Origin of the sequence: Ligilactobacillus murinus, assembly GCF_003288115.1 — a bacterium.
Taxonomy (GTDB): domain Bacteria; phylum Bacillota; class Bacilli; order Lactobacillales; family Lactobacillaceae; genus Ligilactobacillus; species Ligilactobacillus murinus.
This window is the reverse complement of the sequence record NZ_CP023565.1, coordinates 338,996-359,071: the sequence shown is the minus strand read 5'-3', so window position 1 is coordinate 359,071 and position 20,076 is coordinate 338,996. Positions and strand designations below refer to the sequence as shown.

Below are 20,076 nucleotides of genomic sequence, written 5' to 3'. Positions count from 1 at the left end.
CCCATGTCAACTACCCCTCACTAAAGTGAGGGGCTTGTGAGGCTAAGCCTTACGGCTTTTAATCACAATTTGCGTAGATACAGCCCTGCTTATAATCCATCTGAGATAAATCATAAGTCTGACACGCTAATTACCAACGCCATTAGAGTCCGCAAGTTGCCAAACGGACTATTTTAATGAGTTATTTAGCCAACTTAGCTAAGCCTTTGTCTAAGATATTTAGACTAGCATTGTGGTCACGAATGTGGAAAGCTCCACATTGAGGGCATATCCACTGACGGTCCTTTAGGGTTAGTTTTTGAGTATCATCAGTTCCCATTACAAATTTGCACGTATGACACATTTGCGTTGTGTTCTTTGGGTTAACGGTAATAAAGATTCGTCCGTATAAATTAGCTTTGTATTCTAATTTTTGTAAAAAGCTTCGCCAACCGACATCAGAAATTGACATAGCTAAAGCGTGATTTTTCAACAAATTACTACTTCTTAGATTCTCTGCCACAATCAAATCGTGGTTATTGATAAGTACCATGGAGAGATAATTTAAGAAGTTTTTTCGTTGATTGCGAATTTTATCATGCAACTTAGCTACTAAGTGTCTTTGTTTTTGATAATTCTTACTATCACGTAAGGAACGGTTTTCTTTCTTAGCTCGCAATTCACGCCGTGATAAGGTTCGTTGAGCCTTAGCTAATTTATGCTTAATAGTTCGATAATAACGTGGGTTATCAACAATTACGCCGTCACTAGTCGTTAAGAAGTTCTCGGTATTAAGGTCAATGCCGATTTGAGAATTGGTTTTAGGTAAGATTTTAACGAATGGGGTATCAGACCCTAATTGCATGGAAACAAAATACCTATCAGCACTATCTTTTGAGATAGTTACTGTTCCGATTCTAATATCGCTTTTCTTATCTAAAATACGACGGTATGAGCCACTGACTCTCAATTTACCTAATTTGGGCATTTGGATATGCTTCTTATCAATAAATCTAACTGACCCACTAAACATATCCATGGATTTATTTTTACCGTACTGGCAATTGGTTTGATAACTTTGTCGATAACTTTTCTTATGATAGTTAGGTGTGCCAGCTTTATGAACCTTCCGATACAATTTCCAAGCCTTTTGATAGTTTTGGATTGCATTAGCTTTAGTCAAACTATCAATTCGTTTATCTTGCATATATTGGTAGTGATTAGACATGTTTCTAGCGTTTTTACGACTCTCCAAGTCAACAATCCGTGCTTGGATAGTATCAATTGGCAATTTAACTTGCTTTAAGTGGTATAATTCTTGGTCAATCGCCACCATCTTATTATACACCGTGCGACTAATATCAGAGTTGACTTGAATAATTTGCTTTTGCTTAGTCGAAGGATAAATTCGCATTTTTAACCCAAAGTGATAAGCTAGTTTACTCATTGATTTCATTTTACTTCACCACCTTTCAACTATTAATATATCATATTAATAGCTTACTGACGTAAGCTAGGGCTATCCAGCCCCTCACTAAAGTAAGGGGATTTCCGCCCAACTATTATTAAAGCAGCACCACCAAGAAATGAACCAGCTACAATAGTTTTTAAGCGAGTAAAACCTGTTTCAGTGCTTTCAGACTCTTTCTTAATAGCTCTTAGCTTGTCGCTTGCATTATCATTTAGCTGGACTTCGGTCAATATCTTTTTAGGTAGCTTGTTTAGCAAAGCTTCATAGTCGATGACTTCGCCTTTTTGTGCTTGTGCTAAGATCTCAGTACGTGTCTTCTTTGGAACTCGTTTTAAAAGGGTCGTAAAGTCGTCTATGCCGGCCTTTTTAGCGTCTGCGTCTAACTTTACTTTTTGTTCTTTAGGTAGCTTACGCAAGCTCGTGATGATCTTCTGCGTGCCTTTTTGCGCATCGCTATCATCGACTTTAGGAGTGATCGTAGCTGTTGGCTTCTTTAGTTCAGCGTCAACGTCTTTTTTGACGTCTTTTGCTTCATTCACAACATTACTTGACGCTTTTTTAAAGTCGCTATCCATTTCGCTACCTGCGCCATTACCAAGTTTTTTCAACAAGCTCTCTGCTAGCTGCATATCGCTCTTAAACTTATCGAGTGGCATATCGATATCGATCGTAACAACACCATCAGCCATCTAATCACTTCCTTTCTTGTTGATGTTTAGCCATGTTATAAAAGCCGCTAAAAGCAGCGTCTGCACGTTGCTCTTGCGCTTGAACGTTGAACTGCTGTCCTAATGAAAAATGATCCTTAGCTTCTTGCAACGAGTTCAGTGCTTCACCTTCTAGCCCATCAAGCGATCTGCGTCTTATATCGATAATACGCATGATGTAAGTATCTTCGCTTAAGCCATTAAACAAAGCTTTGAACTCATCCCAGTGCAAACGCTCATTTGCTGGCTTATACAACTCACGAGCTAAATTAATGTTGTAGCACTGCACGAAACTAGCAAATATCGCTTCCGCATCTTTCGTGTACGAGTAGTACTTAATAGACTCCATCTCATTTCCTGCGATATCTTTTTCAGGTTCTGACGATCCATACGACTGCTGACCAATATATTTGATCAGTGCGTCAGTTCCAGTGATCACAAAATCTGGATCAAGTGGCGCATCATCTTCAAAAAACATCTTGAAAGCTGTCAAAAATTTATGATCGTTGTCAAGTACTTCATCGTCGAGCATTTCATAGAATCTAAGCACGTTATCAAATGCTAAGTTGACCGCATAAAACTTGCCGCGGTATTCAATCGATCGGTTTAATTTTTCGGTCAAACTGATCATCTATATCACTTCCGTTTTTTGCGCTTGTTCTTGGTATAAAGACTCATACGATCGTTTTGCTTCTTTTCTTCCTTTTGTTTTTCTTTAATTGAATCGGTATAGATCTTGCGAAGTTCTCCAATCAAATAAGATAAAGCAACTGTCTTTCGACCTAACCGTTCATATAAACGGTGACCTTCGTTTTGGCCTAGTAATTCATCTAATGTTGACATCATTTTCTTGTTGATCTCGTTAAACATATTGCTGATGATTTCTTTACGTCCATCAGCACCGATCTCAGCAAATTTTTCTTCACTGATATCTCCTAATTCAGCAAAATATGTCGCAAGTTCAGCTTGCAATTCGGTCAATCGTTTAAACATTTCGTCATCGATTGTGATCGGATATACTTTGCCAGCAATACGAACTTCTGCTTTTGTAGTGTTATCAATAAGTGCGTCTAAGTTAATTTGTTTTACAGCCATTTTAAATTCCTCCATTTTCGTCTCACATCTCTCGTCTCTGTCGCTTTATTGATTAGTCAGTTGAACCAGTGACTTGATCACTAAGTTTGAACAAACCATCTTCGTCGCCTGCGACAACTTTAGGTTTGCCGTTTGGGATCACAGGTTCGCCGTTCATCCCCAAAACAAAACTAAATGTTTGCTTTGCGTTAGCGTTACCGCCACTTGCAACGATCGTCATGATAGTTACATGTGCTACGATCATTTCACCAGTCGAATTGATCCATAACATACGTGTCTTAAGAGCTTCACCGACGGCAAATTCTTTGCCTGCAACAAAGTCTTGAGCTTTATCGCCGTAAACGCGATGCCCAGAAAAAGACCATTGCGGACGCTTACCAGTGATGTCATTAGATCCGTAAGCGCCACCGTCGTAGTAAGCATCGTTGTTCGCTGTTTCGTTTCCAGCCGGTGTTACACTAGCGATTCCTTTTGCCAAGCGGGCCCACTTTGCGTCGGTAACATCAGCTAGATTGTCACCACCAGTAACATCGATATAGTATTGATTAGTTGAGTTCAGTAAAAATCCGTCGCTCACAGGTTCAGAGTTAGCGACTTTTGTAGTAGTAATTGCCATGTTAATACCTCCTAATTATTTATTGAATGTGTCAACTACAACTTGAAAATCAAGCACATAAACCGCTACTCCTGCAGGATCAGCAGAAATAATGTGTGGGAACGATGTCAGTTGTAGTGTGTTAAAAATAAAACTATTGTCTTGACTGACAACAGAAAAATCATGATCGCCAAGCAATTCAGCAATTAAAAAAAGGCACTGATTGATCAGAGCCTCATCGTCGGAACGCATAGCGATCTCAAAATTGAATTGTTCAGTCTTGTTACCTTCGTAGTCGCAGCTAATGACATTTGATCCTGGTAAAGAATAGATTCTCAATTCGGGAATTTTCTTGCCATTCATATAGCCACGCTTGATTGCAGTTGGCAGTTCAAGCTTGTTGATCACTTTTTGCAAAACACTTTCTAGATCCATCATTGTCCTCCTTTTTCCCAACCAACTATAAAGGCTCTCTTCCAGTCATTCATGTACAAAGACTTAGCCTTTAAATCCCATCGCTTGGTAGCAAGTGGGTGTTGATTTCGTGTGTAATTAACTACTGGACTACCATTGATAACACCGTAAAATTGAGCCCTTGCATACGGAGCTTGCCAACTGATGTGATTTTTAAACGTATGACCAGTATTGGACAAGTACCCACTTTTGAACGGAACAAATTGATCCATGTCAGCAGCTGCTTGATTGGTTGCATGATATAAAGCTGAGTCAAGCCTACTGGATGAACCCTTTTTATCAAATCCATCGCCATGAAAAGAAACTGTTACACTCATCACAACACCTCCAATTCATAACTATAAACACCGTTACTAAAAGGATCTTGATTGACAACGATATTGATGATCGTCCACTCTTTTCCGGCATATTTGATCTTATTGCCTACATCTTCTCTTGAAAGTTTTGGCATCGGATCAGTTACACCCGCAAACAAAAAGACAACTGCATTAGCCGTGATGACACGACTATTACCGTTGCCTGCGTATATCGTTTGCTCTTGTACGATCACATTATTTACCTGTGTTGCTTTCTCTGTTTTGATCGGTTTGCCCCAATCATCTGTTTCATCACTGACATTGCTCTCGATAAATTCTACTTTTTGGTTACACAATTGTTTGCTTATCCGTGGAATGTTTACCATGTTGATGCCACCCCACGATACAACAAACCGTAATGCGCTAAAAGTGTGTAGGCTTCACGACATAAGCCAGCAACGACCTTATTGGATACTTTATCTCCCGGCGTAAGTGATAACCGTCCGATCGACACACTCGAAAAGTTAGAGTTAGCCATATCATACGATGTTCCGCCACCGGCATTGATAAAATCTATTTGTTCACAGATTGCCCGCTTGAATGCTTGGGCTCGCAAACCGAACGTATCTTCTTCAATATTACGGATAACATAGAAGTCTCGAGTTGCGTTATCGATCATACGTTCAGCTTTTTTTGCAATTCTATCAAAATCATTAGTATCTACAGCGTCATACCCTAAACTTACGTAGTCTTCAAAACTAATATACACGGTTATCACCACCTAACTATTTTGACTTAGCTGGTTGTGTTGCCACATAAATAGCTTTCTTAGCGTTCTCAAAAATAACAGCGTCATAGTAGCTTAAGCCTTTGATCGTCCAACGATAGCCCGAGCGGTCATCTTCTGGCGAGATAACATCAATTGTGTTATATTTTACGATCGGTGCCACAGCAAATAATGGAACTGCCATGAAATTAACGTCATCTGTGATACTTAATCCTTGCAGACGTTGCTTAGGTACTGTCAAAATCGGTGTGCCTCCATCTAATTGAGCAACACGGCGATCGATACCGTTGATCGATTGTTGATTTACTGTAAACGACTTATTGACTCCGTCAGAGTTCTTCAATGCTTTATAGTAATCAGATGATACAAGCATGATCCATCCGCCCGGAATTTCGTTGTCAGTCATGTATTGTTCTACATCATCATAAGCTGCTAGTGCATTCTTGCTGTCGATACTATCCGTTACTAACTTACCACCATCAGTTGCTGTATCATATAGCTTTTGAGCCATGAATTTATCACGATGTGGCACTGTGATACGCTGTGTGTGTTCACGTACAACATTAGCTACTGTATATGCTCCATTTTCAGACATATCAAGCTGATCTAAGTCGTAACCGATCCATTCTTCTTTAGTGAGCTCAATCGTTTCTTTTGTGACGTTTACATTCTTACGTGTGTTGTCACCGTTACGTACATACGCTGTAGCGTCTGCAAAACCGTCCATCTTATTGATACGTACAGAACGTACACCTGTAAAATCCGATTCACTGATTGATTTTGCCCCACCTGTTAAAGGTTGCCAAATCTTAGAGTCAGCGTGAAATTCACTATCGATCTTTGCTAAATCTTTACTATCCAATACAATTCCCATTTTGTTTCCTCCTATTCGTTTGCCATGCGTTCAGCAATCTTAGAAATAATTGGATCTTTGCTAGCTTCTTTGCCATTGTCATTTCCAAGGCCTGCACCAACAACGATCCGTCCGTTTTGATGTGCTTTCTCATCTTCAAATAAAAAGGCATTATCTTTTTTGATCGCTTCGAGCTGATTATCAAAGCCATTCAACTTACCATCATCACCGATAGTAATATCATCTGCTTTTAGCAACGCTTGAACGGCAGTGACATTCTTTGCATTTGCATCTCTCAAAGCGTTTTGGATTTTGAATTCTTTAGCCTGTTTGGCAAGCTTAGCTTCGTAATCCTTTGACGCCGCCTTATTATCATCTTGAAGTTGCTTGATCTGATTTTGCAGTTCTTCGCTATCACCAGCAGACTTCTTGAGATCCTCAAGTTGTTTATCACGATCGGTAACTCGTTCTTTCAAGCTATCACGTTCGCTAGTTAGTGATTGAACATCATTTTTAAAATCCGAAACAGTCTTACCATGCTCGGTCATTACTGACGTGATCTGTTCATCAGATAAGCCGTGTTCTTTTAAAAACTCTCTTGTTAATGCCATGCAAATCTCTCCTATCGTTTTTATTTTTCGTGGAACGCTCCACGAGATTGATTGCATAAAAAATAAGCCTTTTAACGACTTGCTCGGGTCGAGTGAATTGTGGGTGCAACTTTATTCAGCTAACTCAATAAAGTCTATCTTGCCAAAGGGAATGTCATCATCTCCGTAAGATTTACTCCCAGTGTGATTGTAGATAATCATATCATACCCCCACGTTTCATAATCTACATCGACAATATACAACTTCTTCTTATCGCCATTCTTCATAGTAACAATGCACCATTTATGATAAAAAGCATCCATGACATCCCAAATATTGGTTTTTTTATCTATTTTCATCGTTTCTCATATTGCTTTGAGCTATTTGTTCACGATTATAGTCACGAGCCAATATCTGATCATTTTTATTTACTTCCTTGATCAACTGTCTAAGCTTTCTCTGCCTGTTTGCAATAAGCGTTTTAGAATTGGCTATCATTGTTTCATCTTCCAATTCTTCTGCCACTCGTAAGCGTTTCTTAGCATCTCTGATAGATCGTTCATACTGACGTTGCTTTTGCTGTAATCCAGCATTCTTGATCGCTTCTTCCGGTGTGACCGTTGGATGCTGATTGTTAGTGTTCGTATCTTCTGAAAATGGATAAAAATTATGATGACAGTTGATGCCCAACGTTCCACTAGGTTGACCATATCCATGATTATAGATGCTGTCGTATTTAGCGTTATATCGTGGATCATTTGGTGGGACCATATTGACAACGTGACCTTGTATATACGCACAAGCTTCACGACTTGCCATATGCCAACTCATTACACACAATGTTTGTCCGTAATCTTTCATACGCTGAGTTCTGAGCTCGTGATGCGCACGGTTTACAGTTGTGGTGATCACGGTGCGGGTATAACCTTCAATACTCCATCGATGTCCAGCTTTATCCACCATATTTGATTTTAGACCTGCATCAACTTGCTTATAGATCGCATCTTTTATCGCTTGTTCGTTAGTTTTTAGGCCTGTCATGCTCTCAATACTCGCTTGTTGTCAACTACCCCTCACTAAAGTGAGGGGCTTGTGAGGCTAAGCCTTACGGCTTTTAATCACAATTTGCGTAGATACAGCCCTGCTTATAATCCATCTGAGATAAATCATAAGTCTGACACGCTAATTACCAACGCCATTAGAGTCCGCAAGTTGCCAAACGGACTATTTTAATGAGTTATTTAGCCAACTTAGCTAAGCCTTTGTCTAAGATATTTAGACTAGCATTGTGGTCACGAATGTGGAAAGCTCCACATTGAGGGCATATCCACTGACGGTCCTTTAGGGTTAGTTTTTGAGTATCATCAGTTCCCATTACAAATTTGCACGTATGACACATTTGCGTTGTGTTCTTTGGGTTAACGGTAATAAAGATTCGTCCGTATAAATTAGCTTTGTATTCTAATTTTTGTAAAAAGCTTCGCCAACCGACATCAGAAATTGACATAGCTAAAGCGTGATTTTTCAACAAATTACTACTTCTTAGATTCTCTGCCACAATCAAATCGTGGTTATTGATAAGTACCATGGAGAGATAATTTAAGAAGTTTTTTCGTTGATTGCGAATTTTATCATGCAACTTAGCTACTAAGTGTCTTTGTTTTTGATAATTCTTACTATCACGTAAGGAACGGTTTTCTTTCTTAGCTCGCAATTCACGCCGTGATAAGGTTCGTTGAGCCTTAGCTAATTTATGCTTAATAGTTCGATAATAACGTGGGTTATCAACAATTACGCCGTCACTAGTCGTTAAGAAGTTCTCGGTATTAAGGTCAATGCCGATTTGAGAATTGGTTTTAGGTAAGATTTTAACGAATGGGGTATCAGACCCTAATTGCATGGAAACAAAATACCTATCAGCACTATCTTTTGAGATAGTTACTGTTCCGATTCTAATATCGCTTTTCTTATCTAAAATACGACGGTATGAGCCACTGACTCTCAATTTACCTAATTTGGGCATTTGGATATGCTTCTTATCAATAAATCTAACTGACCCACTAAACATATCCATGGATTTATTTTTACCGTACTGGCAATTGGTTTGATAACTTTGTCGATAACTTTTCTTATGATAGTTAGGTGTGCCAGCTTTATGAACCTTCCGATACAATTTCCAAGCCTTTTGATAGTTTTGGATTGCATTAGCTTTAGTCAAACTATCAATTCGTTTATCTTGCATATATTGGTAGTGATTAGACATGTTTCTAGCGTTTTTACGACTCTCCAAGTCAACAATCCGTGCTTGGATAGTATCAATTGGCAATTTAACTTGCTTTAAGTGGTATAATTCTTGGTCAATCGCCACCATCTTATTATACACCGTGCGACTAATATCAGAGTTGACTTGAATAATTTGCTTTTGCTTAGTCGAAGGATAAATTCGCATTTTTAACCCAAAGTGATAAGCTAGTTTACTCATTGATTTCATTTTACTTCACCACCTTTCAACTATTAATATATCATATTAATAGCTTACTGACGTAAGCTAGGGCTATCCAGCCCCTCACTAAAGTAAGGGGATTTCCGCCCAACTATTATTAAAATTCTCCAAATATCTTACTTGTTGCCATAAGTAAGGATCATTATCATCCGCTGGTGTATGCGATAGATAGTAATCGCTTGTACGTTTAATTACATCTTCGATCACCGACATCGGATAGCTGTACTTACTTAGCAACTCAGCTATTCTTTCTTTAGCTGTCACCTTTGTTCTCCTTTCAAAAAAGCGGACCACCGTGTTTTGCTCCTCTGATCACCAAAGATAGGACGTTGCCCAATCACTCTTCTTCCTCCACTAATTCATAAGTCTTCTCAAAAATTTCTTTCTTGATTGCCCAATGCTCACCATCGAATCCAGTAGCAATATAATCGCCTACATCAAACTTCATATCGCCTTCTAGCGTTTTCAAAGAATAACCAGGTGGCAAAATTTCTGAAATAAACGGTGCATACTGAATTGGATATCTCATCATCATTTCAAACGATCCGTCAAATTGTTCAGCTTTGATCGTTGCTGTCTTTCTATACTCTTTTAGCATTTCTCATTCCTCCAATTCATCTTCAGGTACTTCGACCTTTAACACGTTGAGATTAAGCCCTTTGGCTCGTGGATCTTTTTGCATCTCGTCGATTTCATCTTGCGTAAATTGTGATCGTCCCATTTCCGTCGGTGTTCCGCCTCCCCAATACCACGAGTCATTATAACGATCTACCCTTAAATACTCATCATCAAAGTTCAGTTTGATATAATACTTTCTCTCTTTGACCACATAATTACCTAAGACGTAAGCCCGCATAATTCTTTTTGTAAAAGCCCATCGGTCAATCTCTGGATATTTTGTAGCCTGTTCAGCCAACCTGCTAAAAAACTCTAGGTTAATATTGTGGTCCAGAGACGGTAATCTTCTATTTTTATCAAACCATTCAGCTTCTTCGGGAGTTAGCACCACCCGTTTAATGATCTCTTCATTGCTGGCCAGCTTGTACCAGCCTCTTTTGTTCATCATCTCTTGCTTCACTTTATATGCCGTTCCTTCAGCATTACTTAAGGCATATACTTCAGCTTTGTTGATCCAAAAATCTTTTTCTTCTGTCATTTTGTTAACTCTCCAAATTTGTATTATTCAAAAAAGCGCTTTTTTTGATTATTCGGTGCTAAAACCTACCGCCTATTGTTAAAAATAGCCACTTTTTTCATTTTTCATCATTCGCAAATGCGATAACGCTCATAAATAGCATGAACGCTATCAGCATCAGCCACTTAATCACGAGCATTGGCCTGCACGCTCCATTCTTCTAACTCGTGTTTATGCCATTCCCGTTTAAAAGTCTGTGCTAAATCTTCCCATGATCCATCAAGCATATACGACTCACGTAAAGCTTTTAAAAACGATCGTTCTCTCTCATTCCACCGCTTCTGGTTTTGAATATCAGTTGTAGACTGCTCTTCGATACCTTGCAGATAACCGACCGATACACCGAAATAATCAGCTAGCTTTATCCATGTTTCAAGTTTAGGATCCCTATCACCTTTTTCAAATAATGAAATAGCTTGTCTAGTAACGCCAATTTCATCAGCTAATTTTTGCTGACTGATACCTTTTTCAAGTCTTATCTCTCTAATTCTGTTTCTCAACTTGTGCACGCTCCTTCGCTCGTTCTAATTTCTTCTGACGTCGTTTGCGCTTGTCACGCTTGCGACTGCGTTTCTTTCCTGTCATTTGTCACCCTCCGTTGCATTCATAAAATACAAGTACGTTTCAACTGCAGTTACAGCCTGTATCATTGCCATTGTTGCTCCTTCGATATTATCGCCAAAAATCTTGTGTGCAATTTTTCTGTCGTGCAACTTACAACCATATTTAAGAACGATTTCACTTATCGTTTCTTCGTTCCATCGCTCCTCAACACCGTTAAGGCCAGCGTTAACATACGTATAGCCATCATCGGACAACATTTTGTCATCAATCACCACAAATGTTATATTATCCCACAGTACATCTGATGCGCCTGTGATTATCTCGTCGCCTTCTCGTTCATATATCATCAGTCATCATCTCCTGTCCAATATTTGACTATCACACCAAAGAAATCTCAAATGTCTTAAGCATGCACTCATTTGCTTTTTTACACATATCTCGCTCAACTTCAAAACCATAAGCACTTCGATTGAGTTCCGCTGCAGCTCTTAGTGTGCTTCCACTTCCAGCAGTTGGATCGATAACAACATCGCCCGGATCAGTAAAGATCTCTATCAAACGTTTCAACACCGGAATAGGCTTTTGCGTTGGGTGGATTTTTGGATAACCATTGTCAATTTCCCAATTGAACCAATTCATGATCATTCGTCCATCATTGTTAAATTTAGGTAACTTATCACGATACAGAACTATCGCATATTCTGTAGCTCCCACTATCTTCATGTTTGCTTTTAATGCTTGCGAACTCGACTTTTTAATGAAAATCAATGGATAAGCATGAGTCAACTACCCCTCACTAAAGTGAGGGGCTTGTGAGGCTAAGCCTTACGGCTTTTAATCACAATTTGCGTAGATACAGCCCTGCTTATAATCCATCTGAGATAAATCATAAGTCTGACACGCTAATTACCAACGCCATTAGAGTCCGCAAGTTGCCAAACGGACTATTTTAATGAGTTATTTAGCCAACTTAGCTAAGCCTTTGTCTAAGATATTTAGACTAGCATTGTGGTCACGAATGTGGAAAGCTCCACATTGAGGGCATATCCACTGACGGTCCTTTAGGGTTAGTTTTTGAGTATCATCAGTTCCCATTACAAATTTGCACGTATGACACATTTGCGTTGTGTTCTTTGGGTTAACGGTAATAAAGATTCGTCCGTATAAATTAGCTTTGTATTCTAATTTTTGTAAAAAGCTTCGCCAACCGACATCAGAAATTGACATAGCTAAAGCGTGATTTTTCAACAAATTACTACTTCTTAGATTCTCTGCCACAATCAAATCGTGGTTATTGATAAGTACCATGGAGAGATAATTTAAGAAGTTTTTTCGTTGATTGCGAATTTTATCATGCAACTTAGCTACTAAGTGTCTTTGTTTTTGATAATTCTTACTATCACGTAAGGAACGGTTTTCTTTCTTAGCTCGCAATTCACGCCGTGATAAGGTTCGTTGAGCCTTAGCTAATTTATGCTTAATAGTTCGATAATAACGTGGGTTATCAACAATTACGCCGTCACTAGTCGTTAAGAAGTTCTCGGTATTAAGGTCAATGCCGATTTGAGAATTGGTTTTAGGTAAGATTTTAACGAATGGGGTATCAGACCCTAATTGCATGGAAACAAAATACCTATCAGCACTATCTTTTGAGATAGTTACTGTTCCGATTCTAATATCGCTTTTCTTATCTAAAATACGACGGTATGAGCCACTGACTCTCAATTTACCTAATTTGGGCATTTGGATATGCTTCTTATCAATAAATCTAACTGACCCACTAAACATATCCATGGATTTATTTTTACCGTACTGGCAATTGGTTTGATAACTTTGTCGATAACTTTTCTTATGATAGTTAGGTGTGCCAGCTTTATGAACCTTCCGATACAATTTCCAAGCCTTTTGATAGTTTTGGATTGCATTAGCTTTAGTCAAACTATCAATTCGTTTATCTTGCATATATTGGTAGTGATTAGACATGTTTCTAGCGTTTTTACGACTCTCCAAGTCAACAATCCGTGCTTGGATAGTATCAATTGGCAATTTAACTTGCTTTAAGTGGTATAATTCTTGGTCAATCGCCACCATCTTATTATACACCGTGCGACTAATATCAGAGTTGACTTGAATAATTTGCTTTTGCTTAGTCGAAGGATAAATTCGCATTTTTAACCCAAAGTGATAAGCTAGTTTACTCATTGATTTCATTTTACTTCACCACCTTTCAACTATTAATATATCATATTAATAGCTTACTGACGTAAGCTAGGGCTATCCAGCCCCTCACTAAAGTAAGGGGATTTCCGCCCAACTATTATTAAAGCCTTCTTTTTTCCCAGTTTCGACTAACATCGGAATTTGTTCCCAAGCACAAAACACGATCATAGCTGGCGCTTTTCCACGCTCTTTAGGCTCTTTAATAAGCATCTTCCTAGCAAACTTCATGAAGTTAACAACGTTAAAACGTTCATCACGGTTGAAAAAGTTTTGCTTGGCTTTTTCGCTTTCGCCTTTTTTGTTGTCACCATCTTTATACCAAGCTGGGTTACTTGCATAGGCATTATTCCCGATATTGTAAGGAATATCTGCAATCATCAGTTGCGCTTTTGGTATCTGATAGCGTTTAAAGTTTTCAAAATTATCGTTATACAATTCAATTTTCGTTTTTTTCTCTGTATCTAGTGGTATTAGGCTCTTGTTATTCAATATTTATTTACCTTCTTTCAACATTCTGTGATCTTTGATACCTGCAAAACTGATAAAGTTTCCACGAGCATGCTTTCTCAGCCGTGACATAGAACGATCACCGTAACGCTTGATCAGGTCCTCGCCCTCAAGATTCGTCGTGATGATGAGATGCTGATCTTCTCTGATCTCCATCAACTCATCGAAAGTTTGAAAATACCAGTCACTGTTGCCTTCTTTTCCCAAATCATCAACGATCGCAATATCTGCAGTCTGTAGCGCTGTGTTAATCAACGTGAATTGTCTAGATTTTTCATCATCTCTGATAGACTCTTGTTTTAACGTCATGAACCTACTCCAGTTAACGAACGTCACAGCAAGCGGCACTTGCACGATCTGATATTCTTCACCAACCTTTTTTCTGATATTTTTGACATATTTGGTTTGGTTCAACACTTCATACATCATCGCCATCGCAATATGTGTCTTGCCTCGACCGGTCCCACCTTGTAAGAAAATGTGCATCGGATCATCTTTTATTCCTTTGGCTAATCGTTCGGACATGCTCAGTGCTTTATTTCTGACATTTGCTTCTTTTTCATCGATCGGACGATAATTGCCAAAGTTGTAATTGAACACTTTACTTGATCCAAAGCATGACGTATTTCTCAGATAATTAAAGACCTCATCTTTCCGGTTTTGGATCTGTATATCTTTCAACCGTTCCTCTTGCGTTTTTGTAGCAATCGAACTATAGCCACACTCCATGCACGCCTGTACATTTGGATGTTCTTTTGGCGAAAACAGTGACGCACCACATTGCGGACATGTTCCACTTTGTACAAAGCTAAAACGTGTTACTAATCCACTCACATCCATTCATCACGCCTCCCCAAAGAACTCTGCTTCTAATTCTTCATCTGTGCCATAGTGTTTATTTGATAGATCGCGCTCGATTGCCGGCTTAGAATTTGTATAGCTGTTGTTTTGCCGTCGTCGCTGTTTCTTAGCTTTAAATTGTTTTTCTTCACCTTCGATAGCATTGATGGATAAAATATTGTTGTTAAACCAGTTATGCAAAATTCCTAGCGTGTATTTTCTCTTATCGTTAGCACCATAACTTATCGCTCCAGACAAAGCTTTTATAAAGATTTCAATAACTTCATCATGATCAACGCCTCTATCTATCCAATCCCAGTACTCATACGCGAAATCTTCTAGTATAAACGGTGCAACCATCCCCAAATTCTTTTCCCAAAATTCTTTAAACTTTGTGATCTTTGAGATGCCAGCTATCTGTCTATCTATCTTATTCTTACTTGTATTATTAACACTTGTATTATTCTCTTTGCGTTTTCTGAGGGGAGGGGTATTGGCGCCACTGCCTACACCCTCTTGTTCTTTCTGAGGGGGGGTATTGCGTTTTCTGCCTATAGGGGTACTTATTGGATATAGTCGACGTTCCTTGACTTGCTTAGTACCTTCGTGGTAAATGATTTCACGCTCCAAGTAGCCACACTCCTCTAACGTACTGATCCAGCGTGAAATAGTTCCGTTATCAACCTCATATAGTTTGGCAAAATAACCGTTGCTAGCATGACAGTAGCCATCTTTGTTGCTTAATGCCGTGATCTCACTGTATAACTCTCTTGCATTAGGTTTGCCCAATCTTCGATCATATCTAACATCCGCTGTTAAAATTGAGAAATAACTTGGCTTTTCCATACTTACGGCCTCCTTAAATTTATCGGGCCTCTCACCCGTTTGGCATTAACGTTTACTGACGCTCGTTGTTAGATCTTGCTCTTGATCATCAAGTGATAGTGCTGTTCTTCGATCTCTTTCAAGATCGCTTTTAGCTCTTCGTGACTCAAGCCAGACTCAACTGCAGCACCTAAAACAAAGTCGATCAATACATCTTTTACTGTTGGTTTCATCTGATCTCCTTAGTAAATTTCAATATCACTTGCATGGATCGGTAATTCGATCTTTTTAGTAAGTCTGCAATATTCGCAATGCTCACACCTTGTTGGCTCTTCTTCGCCACTCATCACTCTTTGAATATGCTCTTGGTTTTCTTCGATCATTCGCATCGCATCTTCCATGTAGATCGCATCTTGATCGCCATTGAAGTCGATCGCTTCTTTATCTGGCGGTGTCTGCTTGCTGACTGCAAAGATAAATGGTTGACAGCCTACTCCAAAAGTCTGTTTGATCAGTTCGATGTATACAGCCATCTGCATGTAATAACCACGATCAGCGATAAAGTTGTCGTACTTGTTATAAGTGCTTGACCAATGCTTTTTATGAATATCATCTACTGTCTTAAGATCACAGAAATACAATTGATCCAAGTTCAAACTATCGATCTTGCCTTTCCATTTGTAACCGTAAATATCACCTGTGACGATCACTTCTTTTTGTCCTGGTTCATATAGTGCCTTAAATACTGTTTCATCTTTCAAAGCATTTATCATCGCATCAGCTGTCTTAAAGTCTGATTTAAGATGTCCGTATGGTTCTTTTTTATTAGGCTTGGTCATTAATGCACTACCTTTGTCAGCAATAAATTTCTGATGTGCTTCTTTACTTTCAAAATAGCTATGCACATAATTACCCACTGAAAGCGCTGTAGTCTCTTCTCGTTGCCACTCGCCTTTCATAGTAGCTAGCGCAGCCGCTTCACACTGCATAAAGTCTTTAAACAGTGATACACTCATATAATGCTGGCTTGCTTCTGAACTGTAGTAGTTTTCTTCTGTTAGTTCAAACTTATTCATTTACCGGCTCACCCCAATGGTTAAGTAACTCCGTTTGTTCTTCGCCTGAAGTCTCATTTGCCACTGCCTTGATGATCTCTTTTACATCTTCTGGCTTTTCATCTGTAGTCGGCTGTTCTTTATCTTTTTCTACCGCTTTAATTGGTGTTGGCTTTTTTGCCTTTTTAGAGGCTGTTTTAGCCGTTGTTTTCTTTTCCTGGGTATTTTCCTTAGTAACTTCTTCAACAGGCTCCTGTGGCGATTCCAGTGCTTGATTAAACAAATCTTCAGCCTGTTTGCTTTTAGTAGTTTCTTCAGCTTCAATATTTACAGGTTCTGGATCGATTTCATCTTTTGCAGCCGCTTCTGCTAACTGCGTTGACATTGGCCCCCACTTCGTAAGTAGGTCTTTAAGCACCGTTTTCTTAGCCATAGCGTCAAAATCAGTAGCCCAAGGTGAATTACCTCCAGCTTTTGAAAAACGCTGTCTATGAGCTTCTATTTGCTCTCTAGTCCAGTACACTGTTTTCTCAAATCCATTTAACAGTTTGAAATACCCAATATATCCAATGACCGTATCAGATACTCGTTTTGTCGGATCAAATCCTACTTCTTCAGTAAGCGGGTTCCAACTCGTGAGCTCACCTTCGTGGACTGTAACAGCATTCATCGCTCTGTATTGACCACTTCGTTGCGCTAACTGGATATAACCCTTATATCCGATCTGGGCTTGCGCTTTGCCCTTGTATGGTACAAGCCACACATAGCCCAAGTTTTGATCAATAGGCAGGTCTAATGTCGCAGCTACCATCGCTGATTGAATAACTGACATTTGATCTACATTTGCTAGTGATCGATTGCTGTTTACAATACTTACGATCGATGTTGCAAATTGTGGGGCACGTTCGTGTAATACGTTTGCGATCATACCTTTTACTTTGTCGTTTTGTACCAGCTGCTTAACTGGTACCTTAGCTAATTGGTTATTCATCTATTCTTCCTCCTGTAATGCTGAAAAATGGCCTAAATATTCTTTGGCTACTTCAAACGCTTCTTCGTCATCATCTTCCATCTGCGCTTTATTAATCTTAAATAGCACAGTTGTAAGCTCATCACGTACATAGCCGATAACATCAGCTTTTGTCTGACGCGACAGTTCTGTACCGTCCCATTCTGTGATCATGTATAACTGTTCATCATCTGGACGATAGCAACTGTTTGGATCTTTTTGCGTATTGATTGCGTCGATTTTATCTGTTCTCATTGCTTGCCACCCACTTTGCCAAAGTGTAAAAAGACATGTTCCAGCGTTCCTAGTGGCGCACGTTCTAAAGCAGCTAGGATCAAATGGGCTGCTACAATATGATTTTCTGGCATTGAAAGTCCGAAACCTTCGTCGTCTTCTGCAACTATCAATGTATTTTTAAAGCCGTAATACTCTAATGCACCATCAGCAAGTTGCAATGTAAGTTCACGATCTTTAGCCTTTGTGGGTTTATCTTCGGTAAGTTTTTCTTGTAGTGTCTCTGCATCTAACCCAAAAAGCCCTTGTGCTAATTCTTCAAAATCTTTGTCATTCATGTTGTTTTCTCCTTCGATATGTTAAAATGTAACCGTAAATATTTTTTGTTTGGGTCGCACTGCCATGCGATCCTTTTTTCATGGCTTGAAAAACCAATCAAGCCCTTTGGTCCACGCTTCATCTCGCATACCAGCGACCACTAACGTGATCAGCGCTAGCAAACCAGCCCAGCCAGTGATCCACTCTTCATGTGGTAAGAACCCCGCTAGCATGATGCCTGCTAATACTGCTAAGATGTAGCTACTGTTGATCTTCATATTTCATCGCTTCCTTTTCATCAATTACTCCACATTCGTACAACGATAATACAAGGCAGTCTTTACAACAAAATGCGCCATGATCAAACTCAATCATATATTCATCAAAAAATTCACAATTGATTTGCAAGTAACCCCCTTTGATTTCTTCACCACAATGTTCACAATGTTTCATTCCTATGACCTCCATTTCTTTTTAACTAATTCGCAGCACCCATCAACAATGATCAGAATCACAATTAACACTAATAACTTAATTTTCATCACTTCCTTATGTTGGCAATTTAGCATCCCAATCAATTCGATTACGATTTTCTTGCATCCATTTCTTAGCTTCAACTGCATAAATACCATAAGCACTGCCACGCCCTTTAGATGGTTTCAGCCAACCACCTTTGTTACCGATCAAGATCTCTTTCTTGAACTGCGCAAAGATAAATAACTTTATCCATTCGCGATCCTTGCCAAAGCAACATTTCTTGCGAAACTCGTCTAACGTCCAAGTTTCTCCAAGATCTTGATCAACATCACTCTGCAAATTTTTAGACACTTCATCTTTCACGAGCTTCTTGATATAGCTATCCAAGAAGTTTTGTGCACTCGTTTCATCCATCGCTTGCATAACGATCCCCTCCTAAAATAGCCTTTCTTGTCCTTTAGCTTCATTGTCCAATTGTTCGATGATCATCAACGTCGCTGCACTAGGTGTCCAATTCATCAAGTAGCGATCAACGACATCAAAATCTTTCTTGCGCAATTGTGATCTTGTCTTGACACCAGTCACTTCTTTAACGCCACGATTAACATCTTTATAAAGTTGTGATCGTTGCTTTTGATTCAAGATCATGTGATGTGACACAACATAGTTCTGAACTTCTGAGCTGATCCGCTTGCTCAAATAGTTGTATTCGCCAGGATCAATTGGAGCGTTTTGTTCAAATTCATCCATTCGAATGTTTAGTGCTTCTACTTTATCCGCTGTCTCTAAATTTGACTCAATAGCCAAACGCAACATCTCTGTTGGGGATGTCGGAAGCTGATTTTGCTGTTTGATGTATTCTTCCATCTTATTGAATGCTTGGATGTACTTAAGCTTGAACTCGTCAGCCTTACGACCTGTAAATCCCATTGCAATAAATGTGAAACCATCTCGATTCATGTAGTACATTTTGTTTTGCTTACCGCTAGCATCTTGATAAAAACTTGGCGTAAACATATTTTTGTACTGGGCGCAATTTTGCGCTGAGCCCAATTTATTACTAATTGCCCGCATGACATCTTTATGATTTTTCTTAAATGCTTCTGCAACTACTAAGCTAGTAGTCACAGCTTGTTGATTCTTCATTACTACTAATTCATTCATTTTCTACACCTCTATATTTCCAAAATCGAAATGTTTTATTTAAAAATTTTTGTCATTGGGATTTCAAGTACTCTGCATAACACAGGAATTTCAACAGCCTTAAAATTATATTCACCTTTTTCACGTCTAAAATACTTTTCAGGAGCGCTTAAACTCAACATTTTAGCCATATCAGCATTTGAAAAACCTTTTTCCCTTCTAATTTCACTAATTAACTCAAGATTAATTTGTGGCATTTATATTCTCCTCTCTTATTGCTGTTATCGCAACCCTATGCTTATATAATACATTGCGATTTTATCAATGTCAACAAAAAA

At 39.0% G+C, this 20,076-nt stretch carries 32 protein-coding genes and 2 pseudogenes; all 34 read right to left on the bottom strand.

The annotated features are described in order from the left end of the window. Nucleotides 1–181: 181 nt before the first annotated feature. The 34 genes and pseudogenes from CPS94_RS01810 to CPS94_RS01650 all read right to left on the bottom strand — a co-directional run bounded on the left by CPS94_RS01810 (nucleotide 182) and on the right by CPS94_RS01650 (nucleotide 19,995). Nucleotides 182–1,435, bottom strand: coding sequence for an RNA-guided endonuclease InsQ/TnpB family protein (locus tag CPS94_RS01810; protein WP_112193438.1), 1,254 nt, complete (start codon nucleotides 1,433–1,435; stop codon nucleotides 182–184). A gap of 44 nt (nucleotides 1,436–1,479) precedes the next feature. Next, on the bottom strand, nucleotides 1,480–2,139 hold the full coding sequence (locus CPS94_RS01805; RefSeq protein ID WP_112286347.1) for a hypothetical protein: 660 nt from the start codon (nucleotides 2,137–2,139) through the stop codon (nucleotides 1,480–1,482). A 4-nt stretch (nucleotides 2,140–2,143) separates the two neighbouring features. After that, on the bottom strand, nucleotides 2,144–2,788 hold the full coding sequence (locus CPS94_RS01800) for a Gp15 family bacteriophage protein (RefSeq protein ID WP_112286346.1): 645 nt from the start codon (nucleotides 2,786–2,788) through the stop codon (nucleotides 2,144–2,146). A 5-nt stretch (nucleotides 2,789–2,793) separates the two neighbouring features. Next, on the bottom strand, nucleotides 2,794–3,252 hold the full coding sequence (locus tag CPS94_RS01795) for a hypothetical protein (protein WP_112286345.1): 459 nt from the start codon (nucleotides 3,250–3,252) through the stop codon (nucleotides 2,794–2,796). A 52-nt stretch (nucleotides 3,253–3,304) separates the two neighbouring features. Then, nucleotides 3,305–3,868 (bottom strand): phage tail tube protein, encoded by a 564-nt coding sequence (locus CPS94_RS01790; protein ID WP_112195504.1) that lies wholly within the window; start codon nucleotides 3,866–3,868, stop codon nucleotides 3,305–3,307. Nucleotides 3,869–3,883: 15 nt separating this feature from the next. Beyond that, a complete protein-coding gene (locus CPS94_RS01785; protein ID WP_160192574.1) occupies nucleotides 3,884–4,282 on the bottom strand; it encodes a phage tail terminator protein in 399 nt (132 codons plus the stop codon). Further along, a complete protein-coding gene (locus CPS94_RS01780) occupies nucleotides 4,282–4,638 on the bottom strand; it encodes a minor capsid protein (RefSeq protein WP_112195508.1) in 357 nt (118 codons plus the stop codon). Before CPS94_RS01780 ends, CPS94_RS01785 begins: the two co-directional genes overlap by 1 nt. Continuing rightward, nucleotides 4,638–5,003 carry a putative minor capsid protein gene (locus CPS94_RS01775; RefSeq protein WP_112195510.1) on the bottom strand — a complete coding sequence of 122 codons (366 nt, stop codon included), beginning with the start codon at nucleotides 5,001–5,003 and terminating at the stop codon, nucleotides 4,638–4,640. The genes CPS94_RS01780 and CPS94_RS01775 overlap by 1 nt, the downstream gene beginning before the upstream one ends. Beyond that, nucleotides 4,997–5,386: a head-tail connector protein gene (locus CPS94_RS01770; RefSeq protein ID WP_112195512.1), complete on the bottom strand. Its 390-nt coding sequence runs from the start codon at nucleotides 5,384–5,386 to the stop codon at nucleotides 4,997–4,999. The genes CPS94_RS01775 and CPS94_RS01770 overlap by 7 nt, the downstream gene beginning before the upstream one ends. Nucleotides 5,387–5,402: 16 nt before the next feature. Then, nucleotides 5,403–6,278: a capsid protein gene (locus tag CPS94_RS01765; RefSeq protein WP_112195514.1), complete on the bottom strand. Its 876-nt coding sequence runs from the start codon at nucleotides 6,276–6,278 to the stop codon at nucleotides 5,403–5,405. Nucleotides 6,279–6,289: 11 nt separating this feature from the next. Continuing rightward, on the bottom strand, nucleotides 6,290–6,868 hold the full coding sequence (locus CPS94_RS01760) for a phage scaffolding protein (RefSeq protein WP_162626392.1): 579 nt from the start codon (nucleotides 6,866–6,868) through the stop codon (nucleotides 6,290–6,292). 111 nt (nucleotides 6,869–6,979) lie between these two features. Further along, nucleotides 6,980–7,207 carry a hypothetical protein gene (locus CPS94_RS01755; protein ID WP_112286343.1) on the bottom strand — a complete coding sequence of 76 codons (228 nt, stop codon included), beginning with the start codon at nucleotides 7,205–7,207 and terminating at the stop codon, nucleotides 6,980–6,982. Next, nucleotides 7,194–7,889 (bottom strand): phage minor capsid protein, encoded by a 696-nt coding sequence (locus CPS94_RS01750; RefSeq protein WP_112286342.1) that lies wholly within the window; start codon nucleotides 7,887–7,889, stop codon nucleotides 7,194–7,196. The genes CPS94_RS01755 and CPS94_RS01750 overlap by 14 nt, the downstream gene beginning before the upstream one ends. 196 nt (nucleotides 7,890–8,085) lie before the next feature. Then, nucleotides 8,086–9,339: an RNA-guided endonuclease InsQ/TnpB family protein gene (locus CPS94_RS01745; protein ID WP_112193438.1), complete on the bottom strand. Its 1,254-nt coding sequence runs from the start codon at nucleotides 9,337–9,339 to the stop codon at nucleotides 8,086–8,088. A 78-nt stretch (nucleotides 9,340–9,417) separates the two neighbouring features. Further along, entirely contained in the window at nucleotides 9,418–9,645 is a 228-nt protein-coding gene (locus CPS94_RS01740) for a DUF6877 family protein (protein WP_162626391.1), read from the bottom strand. Nucleotides 9,646–9,688: 43 nt separating this feature from the next. Continuing rightward, nucleotides 9,689–9,949, bottom strand: coding sequence for a hypothetical protein (locus tag CPS94_RS01735; protein WP_112286340.1), 261 nt, complete (start codon nucleotides 9,947–9,949; stop codon nucleotides 9,689–9,691). 3 nt (nucleotides 9,950–9,952) lie between these two features. Continuing rightward, nucleotides 9,953–10,507 (bottom strand): DUF1642 domain-containing protein, encoded by a 555-nt coding sequence (locus CPS94_RS01730; protein ID WP_112286339.1) that lies wholly within the window; start codon nucleotides 10,505–10,507, stop codon nucleotides 9,953–9,955. Between the two features lie 164 nt (nucleotides 10,508–10,671). Then, the gene (locus tag CPS94_RS01725; protein WP_238145368.1) at nucleotides 10,672–11,046 is read right to left on the bottom strand and encodes a helix-turn-helix transcriptional regulator; all 375 of its coding nucleotides are present in this window, start codon (nucleotides 11,044–11,046) and stop codon (nucleotides 10,672–10,674) included. A gap of 81 nt (nucleotides 11,047–11,127) precedes the next feature. Beyond that, nucleotides 11,128–11,457 (bottom strand): DUF1828 domain-containing protein, encoded by a 330-nt coding sequence (locus CPS94_RS01720; protein WP_112286337.1) that lies wholly within the window; start codon nucleotides 11,455–11,457, stop codon nucleotides 11,128–11,130. 31 nt (nucleotides 11,458–11,488) lie between these two features. Next, a pseudogene (locus CPS94_RS01715) lies at nucleotides 11,489–11,890 on the bottom strand (DNA methyltransferase); the annotation flags it as partial. 177 nt (nucleotides 11,891–12,067) lie between these two features. Beyond that, complete coding sequence (locus CPS94_RS01710) at nucleotides 12,068–13,321, bottom strand: RNA-guided endonuclease InsQ/TnpB family protein (protein WP_112193438.1); 1,254 nt, start codon at nucleotides 13,319–13,321, stop codon at nucleotides 12,068–12,070. 99 nt (nucleotides 13,322–13,420) lie between these two features. Beyond that, nucleotides 13,421–13,819: pseudogene (locus CPS94_RS01705) on the bottom strand (site-specific DNA-methyltransferase); the annotation flags it as partial. A 3-nt stretch (nucleotides 13,820–13,822) separates the two neighbouring features. Next, the gene (locus tag CPS94_RS01700; protein WP_112195527.1) at nucleotides 13,823–14,677 is read right to left on the bottom strand and encodes a DnaA ATPase domain-containing protein; all 855 of its coding nucleotides are present in this window, start codon (nucleotides 14,675–14,677) and stop codon (nucleotides 13,823–13,825) included. A gap of 3 nt (nucleotides 14,678–14,680) precedes the next feature. After that, complete coding sequence (locus CPS94_RS01695; RefSeq protein ID WP_112195529.1) at nucleotides 14,681–15,523, bottom strand: helix-turn-helix domain-containing protein; 843 nt, start codon at nucleotides 15,521–15,523, stop codon at nucleotides 14,681–14,683. A 68-nt stretch (nucleotides 15,524–15,591) separates the two neighbouring features. Next, a complete protein-coding gene (locus CPS94_RS11275) occupies nucleotides 15,592–15,735 on the bottom strand; it encodes a hypothetical protein (RefSeq protein WP_162626390.1) in 144 nt (47 codons plus the stop codon). 9 nt (nucleotides 15,736–15,744) lie between these two features. Continuing rightward, entirely contained in the window at nucleotides 15,745–16,578 is an 834-nt protein-coding gene (locus CPS94_RS01690) for a PD-(D/E)XK nuclease-like domain-containing protein (protein ID WP_112195531.1), read from the bottom strand. Beyond that, nucleotides 16,571–17,548, bottom strand: a complete 978-nt coding sequence (locus CPS94_RS01685) for a recombinase RecT (RefSeq protein WP_112195533.1) — start codon at nucleotides 17,546–17,548, stop codon at nucleotides 16,571–16,573. Before CPS94_RS01685 ends, CPS94_RS01690 begins: the two co-directional genes overlap by 8 nt. Next, nucleotides 17,549–17,821, bottom strand: a complete 273-nt coding sequence (locus CPS94_RS01680; protein ID WP_112195535.1) for a hypothetical protein — start codon at nucleotides 17,819–17,821, stop codon at nucleotides 17,549–17,551. Continuing rightward, nucleotides 17,818–18,138 carry a hypothetical protein gene (locus tag CPS94_RS01675; protein WP_112195537.1) on the bottom strand — a complete coding sequence of 107 codons (321 nt, stop codon included), beginning with the start codon at nucleotides 18,136–18,138 and terminating at the stop codon, nucleotides 17,818–17,820. The genes CPS94_RS01680 and CPS94_RS01675 overlap by 4 nt, the downstream gene beginning before the upstream one ends. Before the next feature lie 78 nt (nucleotides 18,139–18,216). Then, entirely contained in the window at nucleotides 18,217–18,396 is a 180-nt protein-coding gene (locus CPS94_RS01670; RefSeq protein WP_112195539.1) for a hypothetical protein, read from the bottom strand. Then, complete coding sequence (locus tag CPS94_RS01665; protein ID WP_112195541.1) at nucleotides 18,380–18,571, bottom strand: hypothetical protein; 192 nt, start codon at nucleotides 18,569–18,571, stop codon at nucleotides 18,380–18,382. The genes CPS94_RS01670 and CPS94_RS01665 overlap by 17 nt, the downstream gene beginning before the upstream one ends. A 96-nt stretch (nucleotides 18,572–18,667) precedes the next feature. Continuing rightward, the gene (locus CPS94_RS01660; protein WP_225428147.1) at nucleotides 18,668–19,018 is read right to left on the bottom strand and encodes a DUF771 domain-containing protein; all 351 of its coding nucleotides are present in this window, start codon (nucleotides 19,016–19,018) and stop codon (nucleotides 18,668–18,670) included. Between the two features lie 12 nt (nucleotides 19,019–19,030). After that, nucleotides 19,031–19,759, bottom strand: a complete 729-nt coding sequence (locus CPS94_RS01655) for a Rha family transcriptional regulator (RefSeq protein ID WP_112195543.1) — start codon at nucleotides 19,757–19,759, stop codon at nucleotides 19,031–19,033. 35 nt (nucleotides 19,760–19,794) lie between these two features. After that, nucleotides 19,795–19,995 carry a helix-turn-helix domain-containing protein gene (locus tag CPS94_RS01650; RefSeq protein ID WP_112195545.1) on the bottom strand — a complete coding sequence of 67 codons (201 nt, stop codon included), beginning with the start codon at nucleotides 19,993–19,995 and terminating at the stop codon, nucleotides 19,795–19,797. Nucleotides 19,996–20,076: the final 81 nt, after the last annotated feature.